This is a genomic window from Actinoallomurus sp. NPDC052308, assembly GCF_040679195.1.
In the GTDB taxonomy this organism is placed as follows: Bacteria; Actinomycetota; Actinomycetes; order Streptosporangiales; family Streptosporangiaceae; genus Actinoallomurus; species Actinoallomurus liliacearum.
In genome coordinates, this window is record NZ_JBFAUM010000003.1 from 442,901 (window position 1) to 465,777 (window position 22,877).

At 71.6% G+C, this 22,877-nt stretch carries 22 protein-coding genes; 12 read left to right on the forward strand and 10 right to left on the reverse strand.

Going from position 1 to position 22,877, the window contains the following annotated elements; translation table 11 throughout:
* Positions 1–51: 51 nt before the first annotated feature.
* Complete coding sequence (locus AB0L00_RS13420) at positions 52–924, forward strand: alpha/beta hydrolase (protein WP_364432640.1); 873 nt, start codon at positions 52–54, stop codon at positions 922–924.
* 29 nt (positions 925–953) lie between these two features.
* Positions 954–1,490 (forward strand): G/U mismatch-specific DNA glycosylase, encoded by a 537-nt coding sequence (gene mug, locus AB0L00_RS13425; RefSeq protein WP_364432642.1) that lies wholly within the window; start codon positions 954–956, stop codon positions 1,488–1,490.
* 12 nt (positions 1,491–1,502) lie between these two features.
* On the opposite strand, the gene AB0L00_RS13430 is transcribed toward mug, so the two are convergent.
* Both AB0L00_RS13430 and idi read right to left on the reverse strand, forming a co-directional pair.
* Positions 1,503–2,156, reverse strand: coding sequence for an SDR family NAD(P)-dependent oxidoreductase (locus AB0L00_RS13430; protein ID WP_364432645.1), 654 nt, complete (start codon positions 2,154–2,156; stop codon positions 1,503–1,505).
* A 112-nt stretch (positions 2,157–2,268) separates the two neighbouring features.
* Entirely contained in the window at positions 2,269–2,841 is a 573-nt protein-coding gene (idi, locus tag AB0L00_RS13435; protein ID WP_364432647.1) for an isopentenyl-diphosphate Delta-isomerase, read from the reverse strand.
* A 120-nt stretch (positions 2,842–2,961) separates the two neighbouring features.
* Here idi and dxs point away from each other — a divergent pair, with 120 nt between their 5' ends.
* The 4 genes from dxs to AB0L00_RS13455 all read left to right on the forward strand — a co-directional run bounded on the left by dxs (position 2,962) and on the right by AB0L00_RS13455 (position 8,815).
* Complete coding sequence (dxs, locus tag AB0L00_RS13440) at positions 2,962–4,860, forward strand: 1-deoxy-D-xylulose-5-phosphate synthase (RefSeq protein ID WP_364432650.1); 1,899 nt, start codon at positions 2,962–2,964, stop codon at positions 4,858–4,860.
* 69 nt (positions 4,861–4,929) lie between these two features.
* Positions 4,930–6,399: an amino acid permease gene (locus AB0L00_RS13445; protein ID WP_364432653.1), complete on the forward strand. Its 1,470-nt coding sequence runs from the start codon at positions 4,930–4,932 to the stop codon at positions 6,397–6,399.
* A 53-nt stretch (positions 6,400–6,452) separates the two neighbouring features.
* Positions 6,453–7,808 (forward strand): FAD-dependent oxidoreductase, encoded by a 1,356-nt coding sequence (locus AB0L00_RS13450; RefSeq protein ID WP_364432655.1) that lies wholly within the window; start codon positions 6,453–6,455, stop codon positions 7,806–7,808.
* 191 nt (positions 7,809–7,999) lie between these two features.
* Positions 8,000–8,815: a glycoside hydrolase family 16 protein gene (locus AB0L00_RS13455; protein ID WP_364432658.1), complete on the forward strand. Its 816-nt coding sequence runs from the start codon at positions 8,000–8,002 to the stop codon at positions 8,813–8,815.
* Positions 8,816–8,872: 57 nt separating this feature from the next.
* Here the strand turns inward: AB0L00_RS13455 and AB0L00_RS13460 are convergent, their stop codons facing one another.
* The 3 genes from AB0L00_RS13460 to efeU all read right to left on the reverse strand — a co-directional run bounded on the left by AB0L00_RS13460 (position 8,873) and on the right by efeU (position 13,166).
* Positions 8,873–10,963: a 3-hydroxyacyl-CoA dehydrogenase NAD-binding domain-containing protein gene (locus AB0L00_RS13460; RefSeq protein WP_364432661.1), complete on the reverse strand. Its 2,091-nt coding sequence runs from the start codon at positions 10,961–10,963 to the stop codon at positions 8,873–8,875.
* Entirely contained in the window at positions 10,960–12,162 is a 1,203-nt protein-coding gene (locus tag AB0L00_RS13465) for a thiolase family protein (RefSeq protein WP_364432663.1), read from the reverse strand. Before AB0L00_RS13465 ends, AB0L00_RS13460 begins: the two co-directional genes overlap by 4 nt.
* Before the next feature lie 143 nt (positions 12,163–12,305).
* Positions 12,306–13,166, reverse strand: coding sequence for an iron uptake transporter permease EfeU (gene efeU, locus AB0L00_RS13470; protein ID WP_364432666.1), 861 nt, complete (start codon positions 13,164–13,166; stop codon positions 12,306–12,308).
* 206 nt (positions 13,167–13,372) lie between these two features.
* On the opposite strand from efeU, the gene AB0L00_RS13475 reads away from it, so the two are divergent.
* The gene (locus AB0L00_RS13475; protein ID WP_364432669.1) at positions 13,373–14,188 is read left to right on the forward strand and encodes a polysaccharide deacetylase family protein; all 816 of its coding nucleotides are present in this window, start codon (positions 13,373–13,375) and stop codon (positions 14,186–14,188) included.
* A gap of 71 nt (positions 14,189–14,259) precedes the next feature.
* Here AB0L00_RS13475 and AB0L00_RS13480 read toward each other — a convergent pair whose 3' ends face one another.
* The 4 genes from AB0L00_RS13480 to AB0L00_RS13495 all read right to left on the reverse strand — a co-directional run bounded on the left by AB0L00_RS13480 (position 14,260) and on the right by AB0L00_RS13495 (position 16,810).
* On the reverse strand, positions 14,260–14,751 hold the full coding sequence (locus AB0L00_RS13480; protein WP_364432672.1) for a GNAT family N-acetyltransferase: 492 nt from the start codon (positions 14,749–14,751) through the stop codon (positions 14,260–14,262).
* Complete coding sequence (locus AB0L00_RS13485) at positions 14,741–15,964, reverse strand: ribonuclease D (protein WP_364433244.1); 1,224 nt, start codon at positions 15,962–15,964, stop codon at positions 14,741–14,743. The genes AB0L00_RS13480 and AB0L00_RS13485 overlap by 11 nt, the downstream gene beginning before the upstream one ends.
* Before the next feature lie 23 nt (positions 15,965–15,987).
* A complete protein-coding gene (locus AB0L00_RS13490) occupies positions 15,988–16,566 on the reverse strand; it encodes a DUF3000 domain-containing protein (RefSeq protein WP_364432675.1) in 579 nt (192 codons plus the stop codon).
* A 67-nt stretch (positions 16,567–16,633) separates the two neighbouring features.
* On the reverse strand, positions 16,634–16,810 hold the full coding sequence (locus tag AB0L00_RS13495) for a hypothetical protein (protein ID WP_345358833.1): 177 nt from the start codon (positions 16,808–16,810) through the stop codon (positions 16,634–16,636).
* Positions 16,811–17,223: 413 nt separating this feature from the next.
* Between AB0L00_RS13495 and hemE the strand changes: the two genes are divergently transcribed.
* Positions 17,224–18,285 (forward strand): uroporphyrinogen decarboxylase, encoded by a 1,062-nt coding sequence (hemE, locus tag AB0L00_RS13500; RefSeq protein WP_364432678.1) that lies wholly within the window; start codon positions 17,224–17,226, stop codon positions 18,283–18,285.
* Between the two features lie 50 nt (positions 18,286–18,335).
* Here hemE and AB0L00_RS13505 read toward each other — a convergent pair whose 3' ends face one another.
* Positions 18,336–19,175: a DUF4349 domain-containing protein gene (locus AB0L00_RS13505; RefSeq protein WP_364432681.1), complete on the reverse strand. Its 840-nt coding sequence runs from the start codon at positions 19,173–19,175 to the stop codon at positions 18,336–18,338.
* 234 nt (positions 19,176–19,409) lie between these two features.
* Here AB0L00_RS13505 and hemG point away from each other — a divergent pair, with 234 nt between their 5' ends.
* From hemG to AB0L00_RS13525, 4 genes are all read left to right on the forward strand, one after another.
* The gene (hemG, locus tag AB0L00_RS13510; RefSeq protein ID WP_364432684.1) at positions 19,410–20,876 is read left to right on the forward strand and encodes a protoporphyrinogen oxidase; all 1,467 of its coding nucleotides are present in this window, start codon (positions 19,410–19,412) and stop codon (positions 20,874–20,876) included.
* Positions 20,877–20,917: 41 nt separating this feature from the next.
* Positions 20,918–21,622, forward strand: a complete 705-nt coding sequence (gene hemQ / locus AB0L00_RS13515; protein WP_364432687.1) for a hydrogen peroxide-dependent heme synthase — start codon at positions 20,918–20,920, stop codon at positions 21,620–21,622.
* A 251-nt stretch (positions 21,623–21,873) separates the two neighbouring features.
* Entirely contained in the window at positions 21,874–22,341 is a 468-nt protein-coding gene (locus AB0L00_RS13520; RefSeq protein ID WP_364432690.1) for a hypothetical protein, read from the forward strand.
* 204 nt (positions 22,342–22,545) lie between these two features.
* Positions 22,546–22,803, forward strand: coding sequence for a hypothetical protein (locus tag AB0L00_RS13525; protein WP_364432693.1), 258 nt, complete (start codon positions 22,546–22,548; stop codon positions 22,801–22,803).
* The last annotated feature ends 74 nt before the right edge of the window (positions 22,804–22,877 follow it).

Sequence of the window (22,877 nt, forward strand, 5' to 3'; positions counted from 1 at the left end):
TGATCAATGGTGGTCCGTTTGCGATGTGCCCGATAGGGCAGATCGGCCGGCATGTTCTTCGAGGAATTCCGCCTTGAACGGGTGGACGCCGGGGAGGCCGAGCTGCGGGTACGGTACGGCGGATCCGGGCCGGCGCTCCTGCTGCTGCACGGGCATCCGCGTACGCACGCGACCTGGCACAAGGTCGCACCCCTGCTCGCCGACCGGTTCACCGTCGTCTGCCCGGACCTGCGGGGGTACGGGCAGTCATCGAAGCCGCCGACGACGCCGGACCACACGCCGTATTCCAAGCGGGTGATGGCGCGTGACTGCGTCGCGCTGATGCGGGCGCTCGGGCATGAGGAATTCGCCGTCGCGGGCCACGATCGGGGTGGGTACGTCGCCCTGCGCACGGCCCTCGACCACGCCGACGCGGTCACGGCGCTGGTCGCCATGGACGTGGTGCCGATCGGGGAGGCGCTGGCGCGCTGTGACGCGCGGTTCGCGGCGAGCTGGTGGCACTGGTTCTTCTTCGCGCAGACCGGGAAGCCGGCGGAGCGGGTCATCAACGCCGACCCGGACGCCTGGTACACCGCGACGGACGAGTACATGGAGCCCGAGGCGTGGGCGGACTACCAGAACGCCATCCACGATCCGGCGACCGTGCACGCGATGATGGAGGACTACCGCGCCGGGCTCGGCGTGGACCGCGCGCACGACGACGCCGACCGGGCCGCCGGTCGCCGGGTCTCCTGCCCGGCGCTGGTGCTGTGGGGGGTCAAGGACGACATGGAGGAGCTGTACGGCGACCCGCTCGCCGTCTGGCGCCCCTGGGCGACCGACCTGCGCGGTAGCGGCCTCGACTGCGGCCACCACATGGCGGAGGAGGCGCCGGAGGATCTGGCCGGGCGGATCGGGTCGTTCCTCGCCGAGGTCCTGCCCTGACCGGGCCGACCGGCCGGTATGGTCCGAGGGTGACGATCCGACCGACCGCCGCGGACCTGGAGGCCGCGCGGGAGCGGACGATCCCGGATGTCGTGCCGCCCGAGGGCGGCGTGCTGTTCTGCGGGATCAATCCCGGCCTCTACTCCGCCGCGACCGGGTGGCACTTCGCGCGGCCGGGCAACCGGTTCTGGCCCGCCCTGCATCGGTCCGGCTTCACCGACCGGCTGCTGCATCCGAGCGAACAGCACCTGCTGCCGTCGTACGGGGCGGGCATCACCAACCTGGCCGCCCGCGCCACCGCCCAGGCGGCCGAGCTGACCGCCGACGAGCTGCGGGAGGGCGGTGCGATCCTGGAGAAGTTCGTGGAGCGGCACCGGCCGCGGATCGTCGCGGTGCTCGGCGTCACCGCGTTCCGTACGGCGTTCGGGCGGCCGAAGGTCAAGATCGGCCCGCAGGAGGAGCGGCTGGCCGAGGCGGTCCTGTGGATCCTGCCGAACCCCTCCGGCCTCAACGCGCACTACACGCCGGCGGCGCTGGCCGAGGAGTTCCGCCGGTTGCGGGACTGACGGCGGCCCCGTTCACGAGCCGTCGTGCAGAACCTCCCGGTCCCATCCGTCGCGGGGCTGGGTGTGCAGGCGCCAGTAGTGCTCGGCGATGTCGTCGGGGTCGAAGGCGGTGCCCGGGGCGACCGGGCCGGCCACGGTCACGCTCGCCACGTGGACGCCCGAGGGGCCGTACTCCTGGTCGAGCAACTCCACGAGGGTGCGTACTCCCGCTTTGCCGAGGGAGAGGCTGACGTACTCGCGTCTCGGCTCCGGCATCCCGCCGGTGATGAGGAACGAGCCGCCGCCGCGTGCCGCCATCCCGGGGGCGACATGGGCGGCGGCGACGAGCGCGCCGACCACGTTGACCGCCCAGGCGTCCAGGTGCTCGCGTACGGTCAGGTCGGCCGGACCGTCGGGCCGGATGATCGCGGCGTTGTACACGACGACGTCCGGCGGGCCGAGCTCGGCGACGGCCGTGTCGAGGGCGGCGCGCAGCGACGTCTCGTCGGCCGCGTCGGCGGTGAGGGGAAGGGCTCGGGCTCCGGTGGCGGTCACCGCGGCGGCCGACGCCTTCAGCGTCGAGTCCGTCCTGGCCACCAGGGCGACCGGCAGGCCTTCGCGCCCGAACCGGCGGGCCACGGCGCGCCCGATGCCCGGACCCGCTCCGATGATCACTGCACCCGGCATCACTGGCTCCTTTTCGGGATCACTGGATGACGGGAGGGTAGGCCTTCACATCGATGTGAAGGTCAAGGAGCGGGCGAGGCCGTATGAGAAGAAGGTGCTGGAACGTGTGCCGCTACCAGGCGATGGCGGGCGGCAGCAGGGAGGTGGGCGCGGCCGGCCAGTCGGCCGGCTTGCCCAGCGGGATCAGCTGGGCCATCTGCTCGCGGTACCACGGGGACGCCGAAGGGTCGTCCACCAGCGCCACGCAGGACTCCCAGTCGCGCCAGTCGGCCGTCGCGGTCTCGTCCGGATGGAGGCGCAGGTCGCCGACGGCGGCGGCGCGGACCACGGGGCACAGCTCGTACTCCACGACGCCGTCCGCGGCGGTCGCGCGGTACCGGAACTCCGGGAGAATGAGCGTCATGCTCTCGATCTCCAGCCCCAGTTCCAGGCGGACGCGACGGCGCACGGCGTCGCGCAGGCCCTCGCCGGGCGCGGGATGACCGCAGCAGCTGTTGGTCCACACCGATGGGAACGTTCGCTTCCCGTGCGCTCGTTGAGTGATCAGGATGCGCCCGGCCGGGTCCACGAGATAGCACGAGAACGCCAGATGCAGGGGCGTGGCGCCGTGGTGACTCGACGCCTTCGGGGCCGTGCCGACGGCATGGCCATCGGTGCCCAGCAGCACGATTCGTTCGTCATCCATCACTCTCTTTATATCCGATCGCTACGCTGCGCCACGTGAACTCGGCACAGGGGCTTCGCGTCTCATAGTCGAGCGGCCACTAAAATCAGCATCCGCAGAAAAAACGAGGAGATGACCCGCGTGACCCTTCTTGAGTCGATCCGAGGGCCCGAGGACCTCAAGCGCCTGGCTCCGGAGCAGCTTCCGCAGCTCGCCGGCGAGATACGAGACCTCCTCGTCACCGCGGTGTCGACGTCGAAGAACGGCGGTCACCTCGGCCCCAACCTCGGAGTGGTCGAGCTCACCATCGCCATGCACCGCGTCTTCGACTCGCCGCGCGACCGCATCCTCTTCGACACGGGCCACCAGTCGTACGTCCACAAGCTGCTCACCGGGCGGCAGGACTTCGGCACGCTGCGGCAGGCCGGCGGCCTGTCCGGCTACCCGAGCCAGGCCGAGTCCGAGCACGACGTGATCGAGAACTCCCACGCCTCCACCGCCCTGTCGTACGCCGACGGGCTGGCCAAGGCCTACCAGCTGCGCGGCGAGGGCGACCGGTTCGTCGTGCCGTTCATCGGCGACGGCGCGCTGACCGGCGGCATGGCCTGGGAGGCGCTGAACAACATCGCGGCGGGCAAGGACCGCAAGGTCGTCATCGTCGTCAACGACAACGGCCGGTCGTACTCCCCGACGATCGGCGGGCTGGCCAGCCACCTCGCGGACCTGCGGATGACGCGGGGGTACGAGCACGCGCTGGACCTCATCAAGCGCACTGTGCCGCGCACCCCGGTCGTGGGGCCGATGGCGTACGAGGCGCTGCACGGCATCAAGAAGGGGATCAAGGACATCCTGCAGCCGCAGGCGATGTTCGAGGACCTCGGCCTGAAGTACCTCGGACCGATCGACGGGCACGACGAGGAGGCCGTCGAGCACGCGCTGCGCAAGGCCAAGGACTTCGGCGAGCCGGTGATCGTGCACTGCATCACCCGCAAGGGCTTCGGCTACGCGCCCGCGGAGAACGACGAGGAGGAGGCGTTCCACGCCCCCGGCCTGTTCGACGCGGCCACCGGGCGCAAGCTCGCCAAGAGCTCGCGTACCTGGACCAACGCGTTCAGCGAGGAGCTCGTTGCGCTGGGCGCCGAGCGCCCGGACGTGGTCGCCATCACCGCCGCGATGCTGCACCCGACCGGGCTCGCCGCGTTCGCCGAGGCCTACCCCGAGCGCACGTTCGACGTGGGGATCGCCGAGCAGCACGCGGTGACGTCCGCGGCGGGCCTGGCGTTCGGTGGCATGCACCCGGTGGTCGCGGTGTACGCCACGTTCCTCAACCGCGCGTTCGACCAGTTGCTCATGGACGTCGCGCTGCACCGGCTGCCGGTCACGGTCGTCCTCGACCGGGCCGGGGTGACCGGCGACGACGGGCCGAGCCACAACGGCATGTGGGACATGTCGATCCTGCAGGTCGTGCCGGGCCTGCGCGTCGCCGCGCCGCGGGACGGAGTGCGGCTGACGGAGCTGCTGCGCGAGGCGGTGGGCGTCGCCGACGGGCCGACGGCCCTCCGGTTCCCGAAGGGACCGGTCGCCGAGGAGGTCCCGGCCATCGACCGGGTCGGGGGGATGGACGTCCTCGTCCGGTCGGGCGAGCGCGACGTGCTGATCGTCGCGGCGGGCCCGATGGCGGGCGTGGCGGTCGAGGCCGCCCGGACCATCGACGCGCACGGCATCGGCGTCACGGTCGTGGACCCGCGCTGGGTCAAGCCGCTGGACGCGGCGCTGCCCGGCCTGGCGGCCGAGCACCGGGTCGTCGCGGTCGTCGAGGACAACTGCCGGGTCGGCGGGGTGGGCGACGCGGTGGCGCGGGCGCTGCGCGACGCCGACGTCGACGTGCCGGTCCGCACGTTCGGCATCCCCGACCGCTTCCTCGACCACGCGAAGCGCGCGCAGCTCCTCACCGACATGGGACTGACCCCGCAGGGGCTCGCCCGGGAGATCACGGCGGCCACCGCCAGGGACGACGTGCTCGCACCGACCGAGTCGTGATCACTCCTCCGTTCGTTACTTTTCCCAAGGCTGGGTAAGGAGGGCCCAAAAGGCCACAAAGGAGTGACGGTGCGTGTATTCCGAACCAAATCGGTTGAGCGGTCCATTCAAGACACGGACGAACCCGGTCACCGACTACGTCGGGATCTCAGCGCACTCGATCTGACCGTCTTCGGCGTCGGCGTCATCATCGGCACCGGCATCTTCGTGCTCACCGGAGAGGTCGCCAAGGAGAAGTCCGGGCCCGCGGTGGCGCTGTCCTTCGTCGCCGCGGGCATCGCCTGCGCCCTCGCCGCGCTGTGCTACGCGGAGTTCGCCTCGACCGTTCCGGTGGCGGGCTCCGCGTACACGTTCTCGTTCGCGACGCTCGGCGAGCTGCCCGCCTGGATCATCGGCTGGGACCTGGTCCTGGAGCTGGCGCTCGCGGCGGCGACCGTGGCGGTGGGCTGGTCCGGCTACGCCAGAACACTGCTCAGCGACCTCGGCTGGGACCTGCCCACGTCCGTCGCCGGCGAGCACGCGGCCTTCAACATCCCCGCGGCCCTCATCGTGCTGGTCGTGACGGGCGTCCTGGTCTTCGGCGTGAAGATCTCCTCACGGGTGAACGCCGTCATCGTGGCGATCAAGATCTTGATCGTCCTCTTCGTGATCGTCGCGGGCCTGTTCTTCATCAAGGGCGCCAACTACCACCCGTTCGTCCCGAAGGCCGTTCCCACGCCGGAGGCGCACGGCGGGAAGACGCCGCTGATCCAGGTCATCTTCGGCTTCGTGCCGTCCACGTACGGCTGGGCCGGCGTCTTCGCGGGCGCCGCGATCGTCTTCTTCGCCTTCATCGGCTTCGACATCGTCGCCACCGCCGCCGAGGAGACCAAGAAGCCGCAGCGCGACATGCCGGTCGGCATCATCGCCTCGCTCGCCATCTGCACCGCGCTGTACGTCGCCGTCTCCCTCGTCGTCGTCGGCATCGAGAACTACCGGCAGCTGAGCGTCGACGCGCCGCTGGCCGACGCGTTCAAGGCGATCGGCCATTCCGGGTTCGCCACGATCGTCAGCGTCGGCGCGCTCGCCGGCCTGACGACCGTCGTGCTGATCCTCATCCTGGGCCAGAGCCGGGTGTTCTTCGCGATGAGCCGGGACGGGCTGCTCCCGGCGTGGCTGGCCGAGGTCCACCCCAAGTACGGCACGCCCGCCCGGATGACCGTCATCATCGGGGTGATCGTCGCGGTCATCGCCGGCCTGGTCCCGCTGTCGGCCCTGGCCGACCTGGTCAACATCGGCACCCTGTTCGCGTTCGTGGTCGTCTCGATCGGCGTGGTGCTGCTGCGCCGGACCCGGCCGGACCTGCCGCGCTCGTTCCGTGTCCCGGCGTCGCCGGTGGTGCCGATCCTGTCCGTCCTGGCCTGCGTCTACCTCATGCTGAACCTGCCCGTCGAGACGTGGATCCGGTTCGTCGTCTGGATGCTCATCGGCTTCGTCATCTACTTCTCGTACGGGTACGCCCACAGCAGGGCCGGTAAACCGTCGGTCGAATCCCGGTGATGTGGCCACGCCGGTCCTGATGTTCCGGCGGGGGCTGTGCGCACAATGGCGAGGTGGCGGACACTCATCCGCTCCGCGTGGCGGTCATCGGGTCCGGGCCGGCGGGCATCTACGCCGCCGAGGCCCTGGTGAAGCAGGCGGACGGCAACGTACTCGTCGACGTCTTCGACCGGCTTCCGACGCCGTACGGCCTCGTACGGTACGGCGTCGCGCCGGACCACACGTCGATCAAATCCATCGCGCGCTACCTGCAGCGGGTGCTGGAGCACCCCGGGGTGCGCTTCCTCGGCGGCGTGGAGTTCGGCTCCGACGTCACGCGGGACGACCTGCTCGCCTGCTACGACGCGGTGATCTACGCGACCGGCGCCATGGTCGACCGGCACCTCGGCGTGCCGGGGGAGGACCTGCCGGGCAGCGTCGCGGCCACCGACTTCGTCAACTGGTACTGCGGCCACCCCGATGCCTCCGGCCTCGACGTCGACCTGTCCGCCGACGAGGTGGCGGTCATCGGGGTCGGCAACGTCGCCGTCGACGTCGCCCGGATCCTCGCCAAGACCGCGGACGAGCTGCGCGCCACGGACGTGCCCGAGCCGGTGCTCGACCTGCTCGGCGGCAGCGGCGTGCGGCACATCCACATGATCGGCAGGCGCGGGCCCGCGCAGGCCAAGTTCACCACGAAGGAGCTGCGTGAGCTGGGCGCGCTGCCGCACACCGAGGTCCACGTCCGGCCCGCGGACCTGGAGCTCGACCCGGCGAGCGCCGCGCTCGTCGAGTCCGACCGGCACGTGCGCGGCAACGTCACGGTCATGCGCGACTGGGTCGGACACCCGGTCGAGGGCCGGCCGCGCCGGCTCGACCTGCGGTTCTGGCTGCGGCCCGTGGAGATCCTCGGCACCGATCGGGTCGAGGGCCTGCGCCTGGAACGCACCGCGCTGAACACCGAGGGCCGGGTCGTCGGCACCGGCGAGTACGAGACCCTGCCGGTCGGGATGGTGCTGCGCTCGGTCGGCTACCAGAGCGTTCCGCTGCCCGGCGTGCCGTTCGACCCGCGGGCGTACGTCGTCCCGAACGAGGCCGGGCGGGTGCTCGGCGAGGACGGCGCGCCGGCTCCGGGGGAGTACGTCGCCGGCTGGCTCAAACGGGGCCCCACCGGGGTGATCGGCACGAACAAGGCCGACGCCGCCGAGACGGTCCGCGCCCTGCTCGCGGACCTGGACGGCAGGGCCCGCGAGCATCCGTCGATCGAGGGGCTGCTGGAGGCGCGCAACGTCCGCGCGGTGACGTACGACGACTGGCTGGGCATCGACGCCGAGGAGATCGAGCTCGCCCGCTCGCTCTCCCGCGGCGAACGGGTCAAGCTGACCAGCTGGGACGCCCTCCGCCGCGCCTGCCGCCCGCACACTCCCTGACTCCACCGCGCATCGGGACTCCGGGCCCTCCCCGCATGGGGACCGGGGGCTCAATCCGGCGCGCCAGGGGTTCGACCCATCCCGAAAGCCCGGCCACCCGCCGGAGATCGTCCCTATGATCTTCGACGGCGTCGGGGGGAGGCGGCCGTACGGCCCTCGCCGTGTCCTGAACCCCCTCGAAGGAGTCCCCCATGCACCCGTCTCGTCGTCTCCTGGCCTGCGCGGCCGGGACCGCCGTCGCCGTCGGAGCGGTTCTCACCGGCGTCGTGGCCTCGGACGGCTCGTCCTCGCCGAAGGCGTCCCGGGTCGGCTACGCGGACACCGCCGCGCGCCCGGCCACGACCGTCACCGGGCAGGTGGCCGACGGCACCGCCGCCTCCCGGTACAAGTGGGGCACGCCGCTCCGGGTCGAGAACTTCTCCGGCACGGCCGTCAACAAGAAGGACTGGGAGCTCTACGAGGACCCGGGCAAGAACAAGCCGGGCGGGGAGAAGACCAAGCGGCGCCCGAAGCAGGCGACCGTGAAGAACGGCGTGCTGACGATCACCGGCCTGGCGAACGGCTGGTCCGAGGGCATGGCCTGGCACAAGGGCATCCGCAAGTACGGCCGCTGGGAGACCCGCGTACGGTCGACCCGGGGCTGCGGCTGCTACCACCCGGTGCTGCTGCTGTGGGGGGAGAGCAGGCCCGCCGAGGTCGACTACATGGAGGTCATCAAGAGTCCGAAGCGGAACAACGCCAACTTCTTCCTGCACTACGGGAACGACGGTCAGCTGCAGTCGAACGTCAAGGTCGACCTGACCAAATGGCACACGTTCGCGGTCGAGGTCACGTCCACGCGGGTGAACGGGTACCTCGACGGCAAGCGGTGGTTCCACACCACCAGGAGCGCCGCGATCCCCCGTGGGACGCTGGCGCCGACGATCCAGCTCGACTGGTTCCCCGGTGACGGCGCCGGCAGCGGCGCCACCATGCAGGTCGACTGGATCAAGATGTACAAGGCGTGAGCGGAGCCGGGCGCCCCGGCACGACGTGCCGGGACGCCCGTGGTGGTGCGGCAGGCGTCAGGAGTGGAAGCGCGCTCCGTTGACCTTCTCCGCGATGCCGGTGCGGTCGAGGTAGGGCGTGATGCCGCCCAGGTGGAACGGCCAGCCCGCGCCCAGGATCAGGCACAGGTCGATGTCCTCGGGCGCGGCGACGACGTCCTCGTCCAGCATGATCTTGATCTCCTCGGCGAGCCCGTCCAGGGCCCGGGCGAGGACCTGCTCCTCCGTGGACGGGGACGCGCCGCCCTCGAACAGCGCGACGGCCTCGGGGTCGAGGCTGAAGTCCGGCCGGTAGACGCCGGGCTTGCCCGCCGCGACCAGCTTGGCCAGGCCGTCCGAGAGCGGGAACCGCTCGGGGAACGCCGCGTGCAGCGTCTCGCCGACGTGCAGCGCGATGGCCGGGCCGACCAGCCCCATGAGCACGAAGGGCGACATCGGCAGGCCGAGCGGGTTGGTGGAGCGCTCGACGACCTCGATCGGCGTGCCCTCCTCCACCGTCTTGAGGATCTCCGCCTGCAGTCGCAGCAGGATGCGGTTGACCACGAACGCGGGGGCGTCCTTGACCAGCACGCAGGACTTCTTCAGCGCCTTGCCGGTGGCGAACGCCGTCGCCAGCGCGGCGTCGTCGGTCCGCTCGCCACGGACGATCTCCAGCAGCGGCAGGACCGCGACCGGATTGAAGAAGTGGAAGCCGACGACCCGCTCGGGGTGCTTGAGCTTCGCGGCCATCTCGGACACCGACAGCGAGGAGGTGTTGGTGGCCAGCACGCACTCGGGCGAGACGACCGCCTCGACCTCGGCGAAGACCTTCTGCTTGACGCCCATCTCCTCGAAGACGGCCTCGATGACGAAGTCGGCGTCGGCGAACGCGTCCTTGGTCAGCGAGCCGGTGACGAGGCCCTTGAGCCGCGACGCCTCGTCCGCCGAGACGCGGCCCCTGCCGAGCAGCTTGTCGACCTCGCCGTGGACGTACCCGACACCCTTGTCCAGGCGCTCCTGGTCCAGGTCGGTGAGCACGACCGGAACGTTCAGCCGCCGGGCGAACAGCAGGGCCAGCTGCGAGGCCATCAGCCCGGCGCCGACCACGCCCACCTTCGTCACCGGCCGCGCGAGGGCCTTGTCGGGGGCGCCGGCGGGCCGCTTCGCGCGCTTCTGCACCAGGTCGAAGGAGTACAGACCGGACCGGAACTCCGGGCTCATGATGAGGTCGGCGAGGGCCTCGTCCTCGGCGGCGAACCCCTCGTCCCGGCTGCGGTCCTTGGCCGCGGCCACGAGGTCCAGCGCCCGCAGCGGCGCGGGGGCCGCGCCGTGCAGCTTGCCCTCGGCGAACCACCGGGCCTGCGCGACGGCGTCGTCCCACGCCTTGCCGGTGTCGACCTCGGCGCGCTCGACCGTCGTCTCGCCGGTCAGCACCCGGGCGGCCCAGCGCAGCGACTCCTCCAGGAAGTCGGCCGGCTCGAACATGGTGTCCGCGATGCCCAGCTCGTACGCCTGCGGGCCGCGGAGCATCTTGTTCTGGTTCAGCGGGTTCTCGATGATGACCTTGAGGGCGTTCGCCGCGCCGATCAGCTGCGGCAGCAGGTACGTCCCGCCCCAGCCGGGCACCAGGCCCAGGAAGCACTCGGGCAGCGCCAGGGCCGGCACGCCCGAGGAGATGGTCCGGTACGCGCAGTGCAGCGCCACCTCGACGCCGCCGCCCATGGCCGCGCCGTTCACGAACGCGAACGACGGGACGGTCAGCTCGCCGAGCCGCCGGAACACGTCGTGTCCGAGCCGGGCGACCAGCTCGGCCTGCTCGCGGCCCTCCAGCGCCGAGACGCCCTTGAGGTCCGCGCCGACCGCGAAGATGAACGGCTTGCCGGTCACGCCGACGGCCGCGAGATCGTCGCGCGCGGCCACCTGGTCGAGGACGTCGTTCAGCTCGAGCAGGCCGCGCGGGCCGAAGGTGTTCGGCTTGGTGTGGTCGAACCCGTTGTCGAGCGTGATCAGCGCCATGGTGCCCGCGCCGTACGGCAGCTCGACGTCGCGGACGCGCACGTGCGTCACGACCTCGTCGTGGCTCGGGCCGTCGCCGTCCAGCAGCGATCGCCAGGTCTGCACCGTGCTCACTTGCCCCCCTCGAAGTTCGGGTTCTCCCACAGGACCGTGCCGCCCATGCCCATCCCGACGCACATCGTCGTCAGGCCGAAGCGGACGTCGGGCCGCTCGGCGAACTGGCGGGCCAGCTGCATCATCAGCCGAACCCCGGAGGACGCGAGCGGGTGGCCGAGCGCGATCGCGCCGCCCCAGGGGTTCACCCGCGGGTCGTCATCGGCGATCTTGAAGTGGTCGAGGAAGGCGATGACCTGGACGGCGAACGCCTCGTTGATCTCGATCAGGCCGATGTCGTCCACCGTGATCGAGTTGCGGGCCAGGAGCTTCTCGGTGGCCGGGACCGGGCCGACGCCCATGACCTCGGGCTCGACGCCCGCGAAGGAGTAGTCGACGAGCCGCATCCTGGCCGGCAGGCCCAGCTCGGCGGCGACGTCCTCCGCCGCGACGATGCAGCCGGTGGCGCCGTCGTTGAGGCCGGCGGCGTTGCCCGCGGTGACGCGGCCGTGCGGCCGGAACGGCGTCTTCAGGCCGGCCAGGCCTTCCAGCGTCGTGTCGGGACGCGGCGGCTCGTCGCGGGTGGCCAGGCCGTAGCCCTTCTCCTGCGAGCGGATCGCCATCGGCACCAGGTCCGGCTGGATCTTGCCGGTCTCGTACGCCGCGGCGACCTTCTGCTGGCTGCGCAGGGCGTACGCGTCGGCGCGCTCGCGGGTGATGTGCGGGTACCGGTCGTGCAGGTTCTCCGCCGTCGATCCCATCACCAGCGCGGAGGGGTCGACGAGCTTCTCGGCGAGGAACCGCGGGTTCGGGTCGACGCCCTCGCCCATCGGGTGCCGGCCCATGTGCTCGACGCCGCCGGCGATCGCGACGTCGTACGCGCCGAAGGCGATGCCGCCGGCCACGGTCGTGACGGCCGTCATCGCGCCGGCGCACATGCGGTCGATGGCGTATCCGGGGACGCTCTTGGGCAGTCCGGCGAGTACGGCGGCCGAGCGGCCGATGGTGAGGCCCTGGTCGCCGATCTGGGTGGTCGCGGCGATCGCGACCTCGTCGACGCGGTCGGCAGGCAGGGAGGGGTTGCGCCTCCGCAACTCGCGGATCACCCGGACGACGAGATCATCTGCGCGGGTCGCGGCGTAGAGCCCCTTGGGGCCCGCCTTGCCGAACGGCGTGCGAACGCCGTCGACGAAGACCACGTCACGTGCGGTACGGGGCACGGTCGGTTCTCCTTCTGACAGAGCCTGCGGAGCACTCCTGGTACTCCTACCCATAGGTTACTCATCAGTAACGACTGGCGGGTAACCCGGGGCCGCGCCGCCGGCCCGGCGAGGTGGGAACCGTGCCCGTACGGGCCGCGTGATCAGCTCTGCGCGGTGGCGGTCTGCCGCTGCGGCTTGGGAGCGGACGGCTTGGCCGGGCGCAGGAACAGGGCCATGACCGGCACCAGGTAGAGGACCCACATCACGGCCTGGACCGTGGTCACCTGAGGCGTCAGGTTGAAGACGCCCTGGAGGGCGGTCTGCAGCCACTGCCCCGGCGTTCCCATGCCGTCGAACCAGGTGCTCGGCTCGAACGCCCAGGACCTGAGTCCGGGCAGGATGCCGGCCTCCTGCAGGTCGTGGAAGCCGTAGCCGAAGACCCCGGCGGCCACCACGATCAGCGCGGCGCCAGTGATCGTGAAGAAGCGCTTGAGGTTGAGCCGGAGCCCGCCGCGGTAGAGGAGGTATCCCAGCAGGGCGGCGGTGAGCAGGCCGAGGACGGCGCCGACGATCGGCTGCACGCTGCTGCTCTGGGCGGCGTTGATGTTGGTCCACAGGAACAGGGCCGTCTCCAGGCCCTCCCGGCCGACCGCCAGGATCGCGACGGCGAAGAGCGCCCCGGTCCCCAGGGACAGCGCGCCCTCCAGCTTGCCCTCGAGCTCGGACTTCATCGACCGCGCGGCCCGGCGCATCCAGAACACCATCCACGTCACCAGGCCGACGGCGACGATCGACAGCGTCCCGCCGAACGTCTCCTGGGTCTTGAACTGCATCTCGCCCGAGGCGACGCTGAGCAGCACGCAGAACGCCACGCTGATCGCGATCGCGGCGCCGATGCCGGCCCAGACGGGGGTGAGTGCCCGGCGGTTGCCCGACTTGACCAGGTACGCGATGAGGATGCTGACGACGAGCGAGGCTTCCAGCCCTTCGCGCAGGCCGATGAGGAAGTTGCCGAGCAACAAGGGACGCGCTCCTTCGGACGAACCAGACGTCAGATCACATTAGGCATACCTAACCTAACCCGAGTGTGGGGGAGGGGCTGCGCGATCGCAAGCCCGGAATGTCACCCAGATGCCGGTTTCCGTGTCTGATGGGTCACGTTCCCGATCTGTTTCGATCCGATCGAATACGTCCACGGGGCCCGCCGTCAGGGCATAGCGTTTGACATGTGGAGTTTCGGGACGTGATGACTCGCCGCCGGATGCTGACCCTCGGCGCCGCGAGCGCCGCTCTTCTCCTTGCCGGGGACAGAGTCAAGGGCGCACCGGCCGGGCCCCGGCCTCCGCTCGCGCGGGGCCGCGCCGTCATCCCGCCCGCGAACACCAGCCCGTCGCCCACGCCGAAGCCCGTGCCTCCTCCTCCGCTGCCGCCCGTGCCGCGCCGCAAGGAGGCCGTGCACCGGGTCCATGACCTCCTTCCGGAGGCGCCGCCCAACGCCATCGCGCTGACCATCGACGACGGTCCGCATCCGGAGTGGACGCCGAAGATGCTCGACGTGCTCGCCGAGCACGATGTGAAGGCGACGTTCTCGCTGATCGGCATCCAGGTGAAGCAGTACCCGAAGCTCGCGCGGCGGATCGTCGAGGCGGGCCACCAGCTCTGCAACCACACGATGAACCACCCGCTGTGGATCGCCGAGATGTCCTCCCACAAGGTGGACAAGGAGATCACCGAGGCGCACCACCGGATCGCCGACGCCACCGGAGTCGCCCCGAAGTTCTTCCGCTCGCCCGGCGGGGCCTGGTCGCGCGCGGTCTTCGGCTCGGCCGCCCGGCACGGGATGGTGCCGATCGACTGGGACATCGACCCGAGGGACTGGTCCCGCCCGGGCACCGGCCACATCAAGCGAAGCATGCTGGCCGCCAAGGGCGGCGACGTCCTCCTGTGCCACGACGGTGGCGGCGACCGCTCCGAGACGATCAAGGCGCTACGGCAGGTCCTACCGAAGCTCCAGGCCCGCGGCCTGTCATTCGTCCAGCTCTGACGAGGCGTGCGGAAACCGCGCCGCCGCGCCCACCGCGTCCGTCCAGGCGCCGGGCCGACGGGCGGCCACGCTCACCCGAGGGCGCGGGCGTACCAGACGTACGGGGGTGTGAGGTCGTCGACGGAGAAGCCGAGCCGTTCCAAGAGCCGCCGGGACGGCAGGTTCCCCTCGTGGACCTCGGCGGTGACCCGGCGGCAGGCCGGGAGCTCCTCGAGCCGGCCCAGCAGCCCGCGGATCGCCTCCGTGCCGTACCCCTGTGACCGCCAGGGCGCGCCGAGCCCGTAGCCGATCTCGACCACCCCGTCGGCGCCCGGGCCGTGCTTGATCCCGCACTCCCCGATCACGGCGCCCTCCCGGTGGATCAGCCAGGTGAGCGCCTCGGCGTCCGCGGCCGCCCGGTGGGCGACGATCGCGGTCGCGTCCGTCGGCCACCCGCGCGCGGGGACCATCCCCGAGCAGTCGCCCTGGGAGAGCGCGCGGGCGGAGCGAGGCTCGAGCCGGTCCAGGACCAGACGCCGCGTGACGATCCGGTCGGCGCCGGAGGCCCGCCGATCAGGACTCACGCTTGGCGGCCAGCCGGAACAGCGCCTTGGCGAGAGGCGTGGCCGTCAGCGTGACCTGCCAGGTACGCGCCCCGAGGCCGCTGAGCGCGGCGCCCACCGCCTCCGGCGTGGCCTCCTCGGGCGGGGACCAGGCGAGCCGGCGTACGGAATCGGGCTGCAGGAGGTTCTCCGTGGGCAGCGTGTGCTCGTCGGCCAGCGCGGCGACCACGGACCGCAGGGTGCTGAGACGCTCGGCCGCCGCCGGGTCGCGTTCGGCCCAGCGGTGCGCGGGCGGCGGCCCGTCGCCGGGAACGCTGTGCTCGGGCAGCGAGGTGTCCGGGAGCGTGCGCCCCCGCTGCACCGCGCGGAACCACGCCGGCGCGTGCCGCCGGGTGTTGCGCCCGCGGAACGTCGACAGCGCCGCCAGGTCGTCCGGGGTGCGGGGGAGTTCGAGCGCGGCCTCGACGATCGCGGCGTCGGGCAGGACCCGGCCGGGGGACAGGTCGCGGTCGCGGGCGATCCGGTCGCGGGTCGTCCACAGCTCACGGACGACGGCGAGGCTCCGGCGGCTGCGCAGCCGGTGGATGCCGGAGGTGCGGCGCCAGGGGTCCTGCCGGGGCTCCTTCGGCGGCGTGGTCAGGATCGCGGCGAACTCCTCCATGGCCCACTCGAGCTTGCCCGCCTCCTCCAGCTCCACCTGCAGCGCGTCGCGCAGCTCGACCAGGAGCTCGACGTCGAGCGCGGCGTAGCGGAGCCAGTCGGCGGGCAGCGGACGGCTCGACCAGTCGGCCGCGGAGTGCCCCTTCTCCAGGGTGAAGCCGAGGATGGTCTCGACCATCGTGCCGAGGCCGACACGTGGATAGCCGAGCAGCCGGCCGGCCAGTTCGGTGTCGAAGAGGCGCCGGGGCGTCAGCCCGAGTTCGGACAGGCACGGCAGGTCCTGGCTGGCCGCGTGCAGCACCATCTCGGCGTCGGCGAGCGCGGCGTCCAGCGCGGACAGGTCGGAGCAGGGGACCGGGTCGATCAGGAACGATCCGGCGCCGCGGCGGCGCACCTGTACGAGGTAGGCCCGCTGGCCATAGCGGTAGCCGGACGCGCGTTCGGCGTCCACCGCGACCGGGCCGTCACCGGCGGCCAGGCGCTCGATGGCCTCTTGGAGCACCTCCGGAGTCTCGATGACCGGAGGAATGCCCTCCCGTGGTTCAAGTAGGGGTACGACTTCTGCTTCCGACACTTCCACGCGCCTACCGTATGTGTTCAAGCTCCTGGACTTGGCAGTGAGGTGACTCCCGCCGGCGGCAAGCCGGCCGCCTGACATAGAACATCGCACCACGCACTGATATGCCCAGCAATATCATCACTTATCGGTGACCAGGAGGCACGAAGCTCCAGCTCGGTCGTGGCCGGATCGGCGCCCTTGTCTCCGAAACTCTCCGAGACCGCGCGGGTGATCGTGCCCGACGCGGCCTTGTAGCCGGCCCGATGGCCCTCCAGGGCCTCGGTCAGCCAGCTCCACCCGACCGGGCCGATCAGCGGGTCCGCCGCGATCTCCGGCTCCAGCTCGGCCCGTACGTAGGCGACCAGCCGGAAGTCCCCGTCCCAGCCGCGCTGCCCCTCGGGGTCGTACAGCACGATCAGGCGGCCGACGGCGAGCTCGGTGTCGTCCTCGCGGTACACCGTCGCCATGATCGCGGCGGCGTACGGCGCCAGCCGCTGCGGGGCCGGCATGTCCTCGATCAGGAGCTCCGGTCGCGCCGGTTCGGCGTCGACCACGGCGCGCAACGTCTCGAGCGCGCGTTGAAACGGTCCCGGAGCGGGGTCACTCCGGGCGGTCATCGGGCGTACGGCCGATCCACCGGGCACACCTCGGAACGCGTTGACGGACACATCAGTACAGGAGGCCTCAGGCGGCCTTGGATCGAACGGTGATCAAGATCTCCGGCGTGTCGCCGATCAGGATCGCCATGCCGCAGTCCACACACGCCCACTCGGGGCAGTCCACGCCGTGGCCGTCCGCGCACGGCGGCTGCTCGAAGCGGCGTTCGCCGCCACAGGCGGAACAATGACGTGTGAGGGCCATCTCGGTGACCTCCCTCGATTCGGCAGGGGAGCGTTCACACGGTCGCATGTGCCTCGCCGCGATCGCAGGACATCGCTCGGCGTGTCCTGAAGATTCTCATAACGGACGTAGGGCCATGCCCCTGGCGACGTTCCCGCCCGCCCGCGTCGGGACCACATCGTACGGGACCCGGAACCGTCGCGGGACCGTTCCAACGCGCACGTCCGGAGCGGGCCCACCGTCGGAGCCGTTCGACCGCGCGTGTCCGGGAGCGGTGTCGCCGTCGGGGCCGTTCGACCGTGCGTGTCCCGCAGTGGGGTCGCCGTCGGCCGGTCCGCGGGGCGGTGCGTACCGGCGCGCCGATTCGTGGGACGATCCAGAGCGTGCCTCAAGCCCACAACGTTTCGCGGGAAGCCAGACAGGAGAGCACTGTCATGCCGCAAGACAGCGCCACGGCCGCCTCCGGGCCGGGCGAGGAGAGCGCCTTCCTGCTCGCCTGCCGCCGCAGGCCGGTGCCGCACACGCCCGTGTGGTTCATGCGCCAGGCGGGCCGCTCGCTGCCGGAGTACCGCGAGGCGCGTGCGGGCATCCCCATGCTCGAGGCCTGCGCCCGGCCCGACCTCGTCGTCGAGATCACGATGCAGCCCGTCCGGCGCTACGCCGTCGACGCGGCGATCTTCTTCAGCGACATCGTCGTGCCGCTCAAGGCGATCGGCATCGACCTCGACATCAAGCCCGGCGTCGGCCCGGTGATCGCCGACCCCATCCGCGACGCCGCCGCGGTCGACCGGCTGCGCCCGCTGGAGCCCGGCGACGTCCCCTTCGCCACCGAGGCGGTCCAGGCGCTCACCGGCGAGCTCGGCGGCACCCCGCTGATCGGGTTCGCCGGCGGCCCGTTCACGCTCGCGTCGTACCTCATCGAGGGCGGTCCGTCCAAGACCCACGACCGGACGAAGGCGATGATGTACGGCGAGCCCGAGCTGTGGGCCCGCCTGCTCGACCGGCTGGCCGACATCGCCGCGGCCTACCTGAAGATCCAGATCGAGGCCGGGGCGCGCGCGATCCAGCTGTTCGACTCGTGGGTGGGCGGCGTCGGCCCGGAGGACTACCGGACGTCGGTGCTGCCGCACAGCCGCAAGATCTTCGAAGCGCTGGCGCCGTACGACGTGCCGCGCATCCACTTCGGCGTCGGGACCGGCGAGCTCCTCGGCCTGATGGGCGAGGCCGGCGCCGACGTCGTCGGCGTCGACTGGCGGGTCCCGCTCGACGAGGCGGTCCTGCGCGTCGGCCCCGGCAAGGCGCTGCAGGGCAACCTCGACCCGGCGATCCTGTTCGCCCCCTGGGACGTCATCGCGGACCGCACCCGCGACGTGCTCGCCCGCGGCCGTACCGCCGAGGGGCACGTCTTCAACCTGGGCCACGGCGTGCTGCCCACGACCGACCCCGACAAGCTCGCCCGCCTCGTCGACCTCGTCCGCGAGGAGTCGGCCCGCTGAGCGACGTCGCGGGCTCGAGGGGCGCCGGGCCGGATGAGCGGCGGCGCGGGTCAGGCCGGACCCTGCGGTTCGGCTCCGGGCCGCGAGAGACGCCGGCGCCTCCGTAGCCCGTAGACCGGCAGGCCGATCACCGCGGCGACGACGAGGAACGGCAGTGCCCACCCGAGCGCCAGCGTGAGCGCGCCGACGAACGCGGTGAACGCCCGCCAGCCGGCCGCGAGCCCGCCGGTGAAGCCGTGCGTCCGCCGCTTGGCCGGCGCGCCGCCGCCGTCGACGCGCAGGGTCACGGTCGCGTACGCGGTCTGCCGGGCCAGCGTCCGCTGACGCGCCTGCAGCGACTCCAGGTCCGCCTCCCGCTGGGAGATCTCCTGCTCGACGCGGATCACCTCGCTCACGGTCGTCGCCTTGGCCAGGAGGGCGCGGAACGAGGCGAGCGTGGCCTTGGCCGAAGCGACCCGGCTGTCGACGTCCGCGACCTCTTGCGTCACGTCCTCGGCATGCTGCTGGAGCGATGTCCGCCGGCCGATCTGCGCGGATCCCAACCGGTCGAGGACCTCCGCGTACCGTGCCGCCGGGACCTTGAACGTGATCGTCGTCCCCGGCCGGGAGCCGGAGGAGGTCTCGGCGTCCTCACTGCCGATGTAGCCGCCCGCGCCGGTGACGATCTGCTTCGCCCGCGACGCCGCGGCGGTGACGTCCCCGGCCCGCACGGTGACGGAGGCGGTGTACACGATCGCCTGGGCGGGCGCCAGGTTCGCCGCCTCGGCGGCCTTCGCGGCGCCGCCGTCCGCCGGTCCCCGCAGCGCCGGGGCACCCGCCGCACCGGAGCGGGCCACGCCGGCGGTGCCGCTCGAACCGCCCGAGCCGGCGCAGCCTCCGATGAGCAGCACGGTGACCAACACACAGAGAAATGCCCTCATGTAAAGAGGACGTCGTGACGTGAGTCACGGTTCGCGGGGCGCGGTCGCGATCCCGTCACGTTCCCGACGCGCCGGGATCACGGACGCGCCGCGACCCTGAACGCGGGTCGCCCGGACCGTCTGCCATCGTGGACCCATGACCGAGCGAAGCGAGGGAATCATTCGACACAGCACCTTGGTCATGGGGCCGACGGAGGAAGTTCGATGACCGATCAGTCGCACCGTGGCCACGTCGCCGTCGTCGGCGGGGGAGTCGCCGGGCTGACCGCCGCGTACGAGCTGGCGAAGCAGGGCGCCCGCGTCACCCTCCTGGAGGGGACGACGGACGTCGGGGGGAAGCTGAGGGCGAGCGAGATCGCCGGTGTCGCCGTGGACGAGGGCGCCGAGGCGATGCTCGCCCGGCGCCCCGAGGGCCTGGATCTCGTCCGCGAGCTCGGGCTCGGCGACCGGCTCGTCCACCCCGGCACCACGTCGTCGGCGATCTGGAGCCGGGGCGCCCTGCACCCGATGCCCGCCGGACAGGTGATGGGCGTGCCCGCCGACCTGACCGCCCTCGCCCGCTCCCAGGTGCTCTCACCCGCCGGCCTGGCCCGGGTACCACTCGACCTGGTCCGCCCCGAGACCCCCCGGGGCGAGGACGTGTCGGTCGCCGACTACGTCGGCGCGCGCGTCGGCCGCGAGGTGGTGGACCGCCTGGTCGAGCCGCTGCTCGGCGGGGTGTACGCCGGACGGGTCGAGGAGCTCTCCTTCGAGGCGACGATGGGCGGGCTGGCCGCCGCCTCCCGGAGCCGCCGGTCCCTGATCAACGCCGCCCGCGCCGTCGTCGAGGCGGCGCCCGCCAACGCCGGGCCGGTGTTCACCACGCTCATCGACGGGATGGGCGCGCTGCCGGGCGCGCTGGCCGCCAAGGTCGCCGAGCTCGGCGGCGCCGTGCGCACCGAGGCGATGGTCCGCGAGCTGGCCCGTACGCCCGATGGCTGGCGCCTCACGATCGGACCCGCCCGCGCGCCCGAGTCCCTCGACGTGGACGCCGTCGTCCTGGCGGTGCCCGCCCGGCCCGCCAGACGCCTCCTGAAGGACACGTCCCCGGTCGCGGCCGCCGAACTCGACCGCGTCGAGTACGCGAGCATGGCGATCATCACACTCGCGTACTCGGTCACGGCCTTCCCCGAGCGGCCATACCGCAGCGGCTACCTGGTGCCCGCCATCGAGACGCGGGACGTCAAGGCCGTCACGTTCAGCACGACCAAGTGGCCGCACCTCACCGACGGTTCGCCCGACCTGGTGGTCGCCCGCTGTTCCATCGGCCGGTACGGCGACGAGCAGGCGCTCCAGCGTTCCGACGAGGAGCTGAAGGCCGCGGCGATGACGGAGCTGGCCCGTACCGCCGACGTCAACGAGCTGCCGATCGACTCGCGGGTCACCCGATGGGGCGGCGGGCTGCCGCAGTACACCGTCGGGCACCTCGAACGGGTGGCGCGGATCCGCGCGGCGGTCGCCGGGCTGCCCGGCGTCGCGGTGTGCGGCGCGGCCTACGACGGCGTCGGCGTCCCCGCGTGCGTCGCGTCCGGCCGGGTCGCGGCGGCCCGGGTGCTCGACCACCTGAAGGGTCGGGGAGAATCGAACCGGGGCGCCGAGCCGGTCGGCGACCGTGGCGGCCGGTCAGAGTGACCCCCGCAGGCGTCCCCCGAACAACGATGAGGAGTGCGACCGTGAGTGCCGCAGAGACGGGCCGACCGAAGGCACGGGAGCTCAACCAGGTCATCCGGTACACCATGTGGTCGGTGTTCCGGGCGCGCGACCTCGCCGAGGCCGATCGCGCGGCGGTCGCCCGTGAGGTCGAGGACCTGCTCGAGCAGGCGGCGGCCAAGGACGTCACGACCCGCGGCCTGTACGACGTCGCCGGGCTGCGCGCCGACGCCGACTTCATGTTCTGGTGGCACGCGCCGAGCTCCGACGACCTGCAGGAGATCTACCACCGCTTCCGCCGGACGGCGCTCGGCCGCGCCTCCGAGCCGGTGTGGTCGGTGATGGCCCTGCACCGCCCGGCGGAGTTCAACAAGAGTCACGTCCCGGCGTTCCTCGCCGACGAGGAGCCGCGCGCCTACGTCTCCGTCTACCCGTTCGTCCGGTCCTACGAGTGGTACCTCCTGCCCGACGAGGAGCGCCGCGCGATGCTCGCCGAGCACGGGATGATGGCGCGCGGCTACCCGGACGTGCGCGCCAACACGGTCTCGTCGTTCTCGCTCGGCGACTATGAGTGGATCCTGGCCTTCGAGGCGGACGAGCTGCACCGCATCGTCGACCTGATGCGCCACCTGCGCGGCGCGGCGGCCCGGCGGCACGTCCGCGAGGAGATCCCGTTCTACACCGGCGCCCGCAAGCCGGTCTCCGAACTCGTCGCCGCCCTGCCCTGATCCCGGATCGGCCGTCCGCCGGCCACCATCGCGTCCCCTCAGCCGGTCCAAGCCACCTACGGTCCGTCTGAGGGGACATCCCGCGAGAACGAGGCGCGCCCCCGGCGCGCGACGCGTCGCCTCTGCCCGGTCTGTCCCAGGGGCGGCGTCAGGGGCCGTGCCGATGGCCCGGAAAAGCTGTCAGCGTCCTGGAAGTACCGACCGGGAAGAGACGGGAGCGATTGACTTCGGAATGTATTCCGAACTATTGTGTGGTCGTGTCCACTCCTGTCGTTTCGTTCTCCGAGCTGTCGAAGAACTCCAAGCGGGTCGCCGAGGCCGTTGAGCGTGCTCAGCGTGTGCATGTCACACGGCGTGATGGCGAGGACCTGTACCTCACCACTGAACACCACGATCGGCAGCGCGAAGAGACCGCGGACGTCACCACACGTTTGTTCACCGCGTTGATCAGCAGCGATGAAGGCGCTCGTGCCGTCCTCCTCGCCCTCCCACAGGTGTTCCCCTGGGTCCGTCACCTCTCGGCGGCGGAGGTTCGCGAGTTCGTGATCGATCTCGTGGATGCCGTCCGTGACGTGGCCGAACTGGACGTACATTCCAACCTCCATCGCGTCATCGTGGAGTGGCGGGCCACCGCCCGGATCCTGGCTGATCCGGACCTGGCGGCCCGGCTGACCGCCCCTCTTCCCGATGAGGATCATGGAGAGGTGCCCGCTCCATGAGCCCAAAACGGGGCGACGACGTCCCGCCGCCACCGTGGGTGGTGTCGAGTATCAACAGTGGGAGTACGAAGTAACCGCCGGCGGCCGCGTACGCTACCTCGTCGATCGAGCCAAGCGAACCGTGTATCTGGTCTACGCATCCCCGCGCCATCCCAAAGACACGGATGGCTGATCGCGGTTCGGTCCTGACCGCAGCCCGCTTCAGTGCCCATCAGCGCCTCGACGGAAGTGCTCGGTAGAGCACTGCGGCGTGGGCGTCGATCTGGATATTCGAAGGCGACGCCGCCTTCGTTCACCGCCGGGCAGACCTCGCTTACCGAGGCCGCGACCGCCTTTGCCGGATCGCTCGACCAGGCGGCCACAGGCGAATTCCGCCTCGACGTCGAGACCAGCCCGCTCGCCGACGTGGAGAAGAACCGGACGCGGAGCGGAGGCGGCCGTCGTATCGTCTTCGTGCCGTGACGGTCGTGGTCGGCGTCCGCCGGCTAATCGGCGGGTCAAGTGCGGTCGAAGACTTGGCCATCGGGCGGGTCGGT

Bases quoted from the DNA above. Each gene is read 5' to 3' on its own strand.
- AB0L00_RS13420 (WP_364432640.1), top strand. From the start codon at position 52: ATGTTCTTCGAGGAATTCCGCCTTGAACGGGTGGACGCCGGGGAGGCC.
- hemG (WP_364432684.1), top strand. From the start codon at position 19,410: ATGACCGATCAGTCGCACCGTGGCCACGTCGCCGTCGTCGGCGGGGGA.
- AB0L00_RS13490 (WP_364432675.1), bottom strand. From the start codon at position 16,566: ATGACCGCCCGGAGTGACCCCGCTCCGGGACCGTTTCAACGCGCGCTC.
- AB0L00_RS13455 (WP_364432658.1), top strand. From the start codon at position 8,000: ATGCACCCGTCTCGTCGTCTCCTGGCCTGCGCGGCCGGGACCGCCGTC.
- idi (WP_364432647.1), bottom strand. From the start codon at position 2,841: ATGGATGACGAACGAATCGTGCTGCTGGGCACCGATGGCCATGCCGTC.
- AB0L00_RS13430 (WP_364432645.1), bottom strand. From the start codon at position 2,156: ATGCCGGGTGCAGTGATCATCGGAGCGGGTCCGGGCATCGGGCGCGCC.
- hemE (WP_364432678.1), top strand. From the start codon at position 17,224: ATGCCGCAAGACAGCGCCACGGCCGCCTCCGGGCCGGGCGAGGAGAGC.
- AB0L00_RS13495 (WP_345358833.1), bottom strand. From the start codon at position 16,810: ATGGCCCTCACACGTCATTGTTCCGCCTGTGGCGGCGAACGCCGCTTC.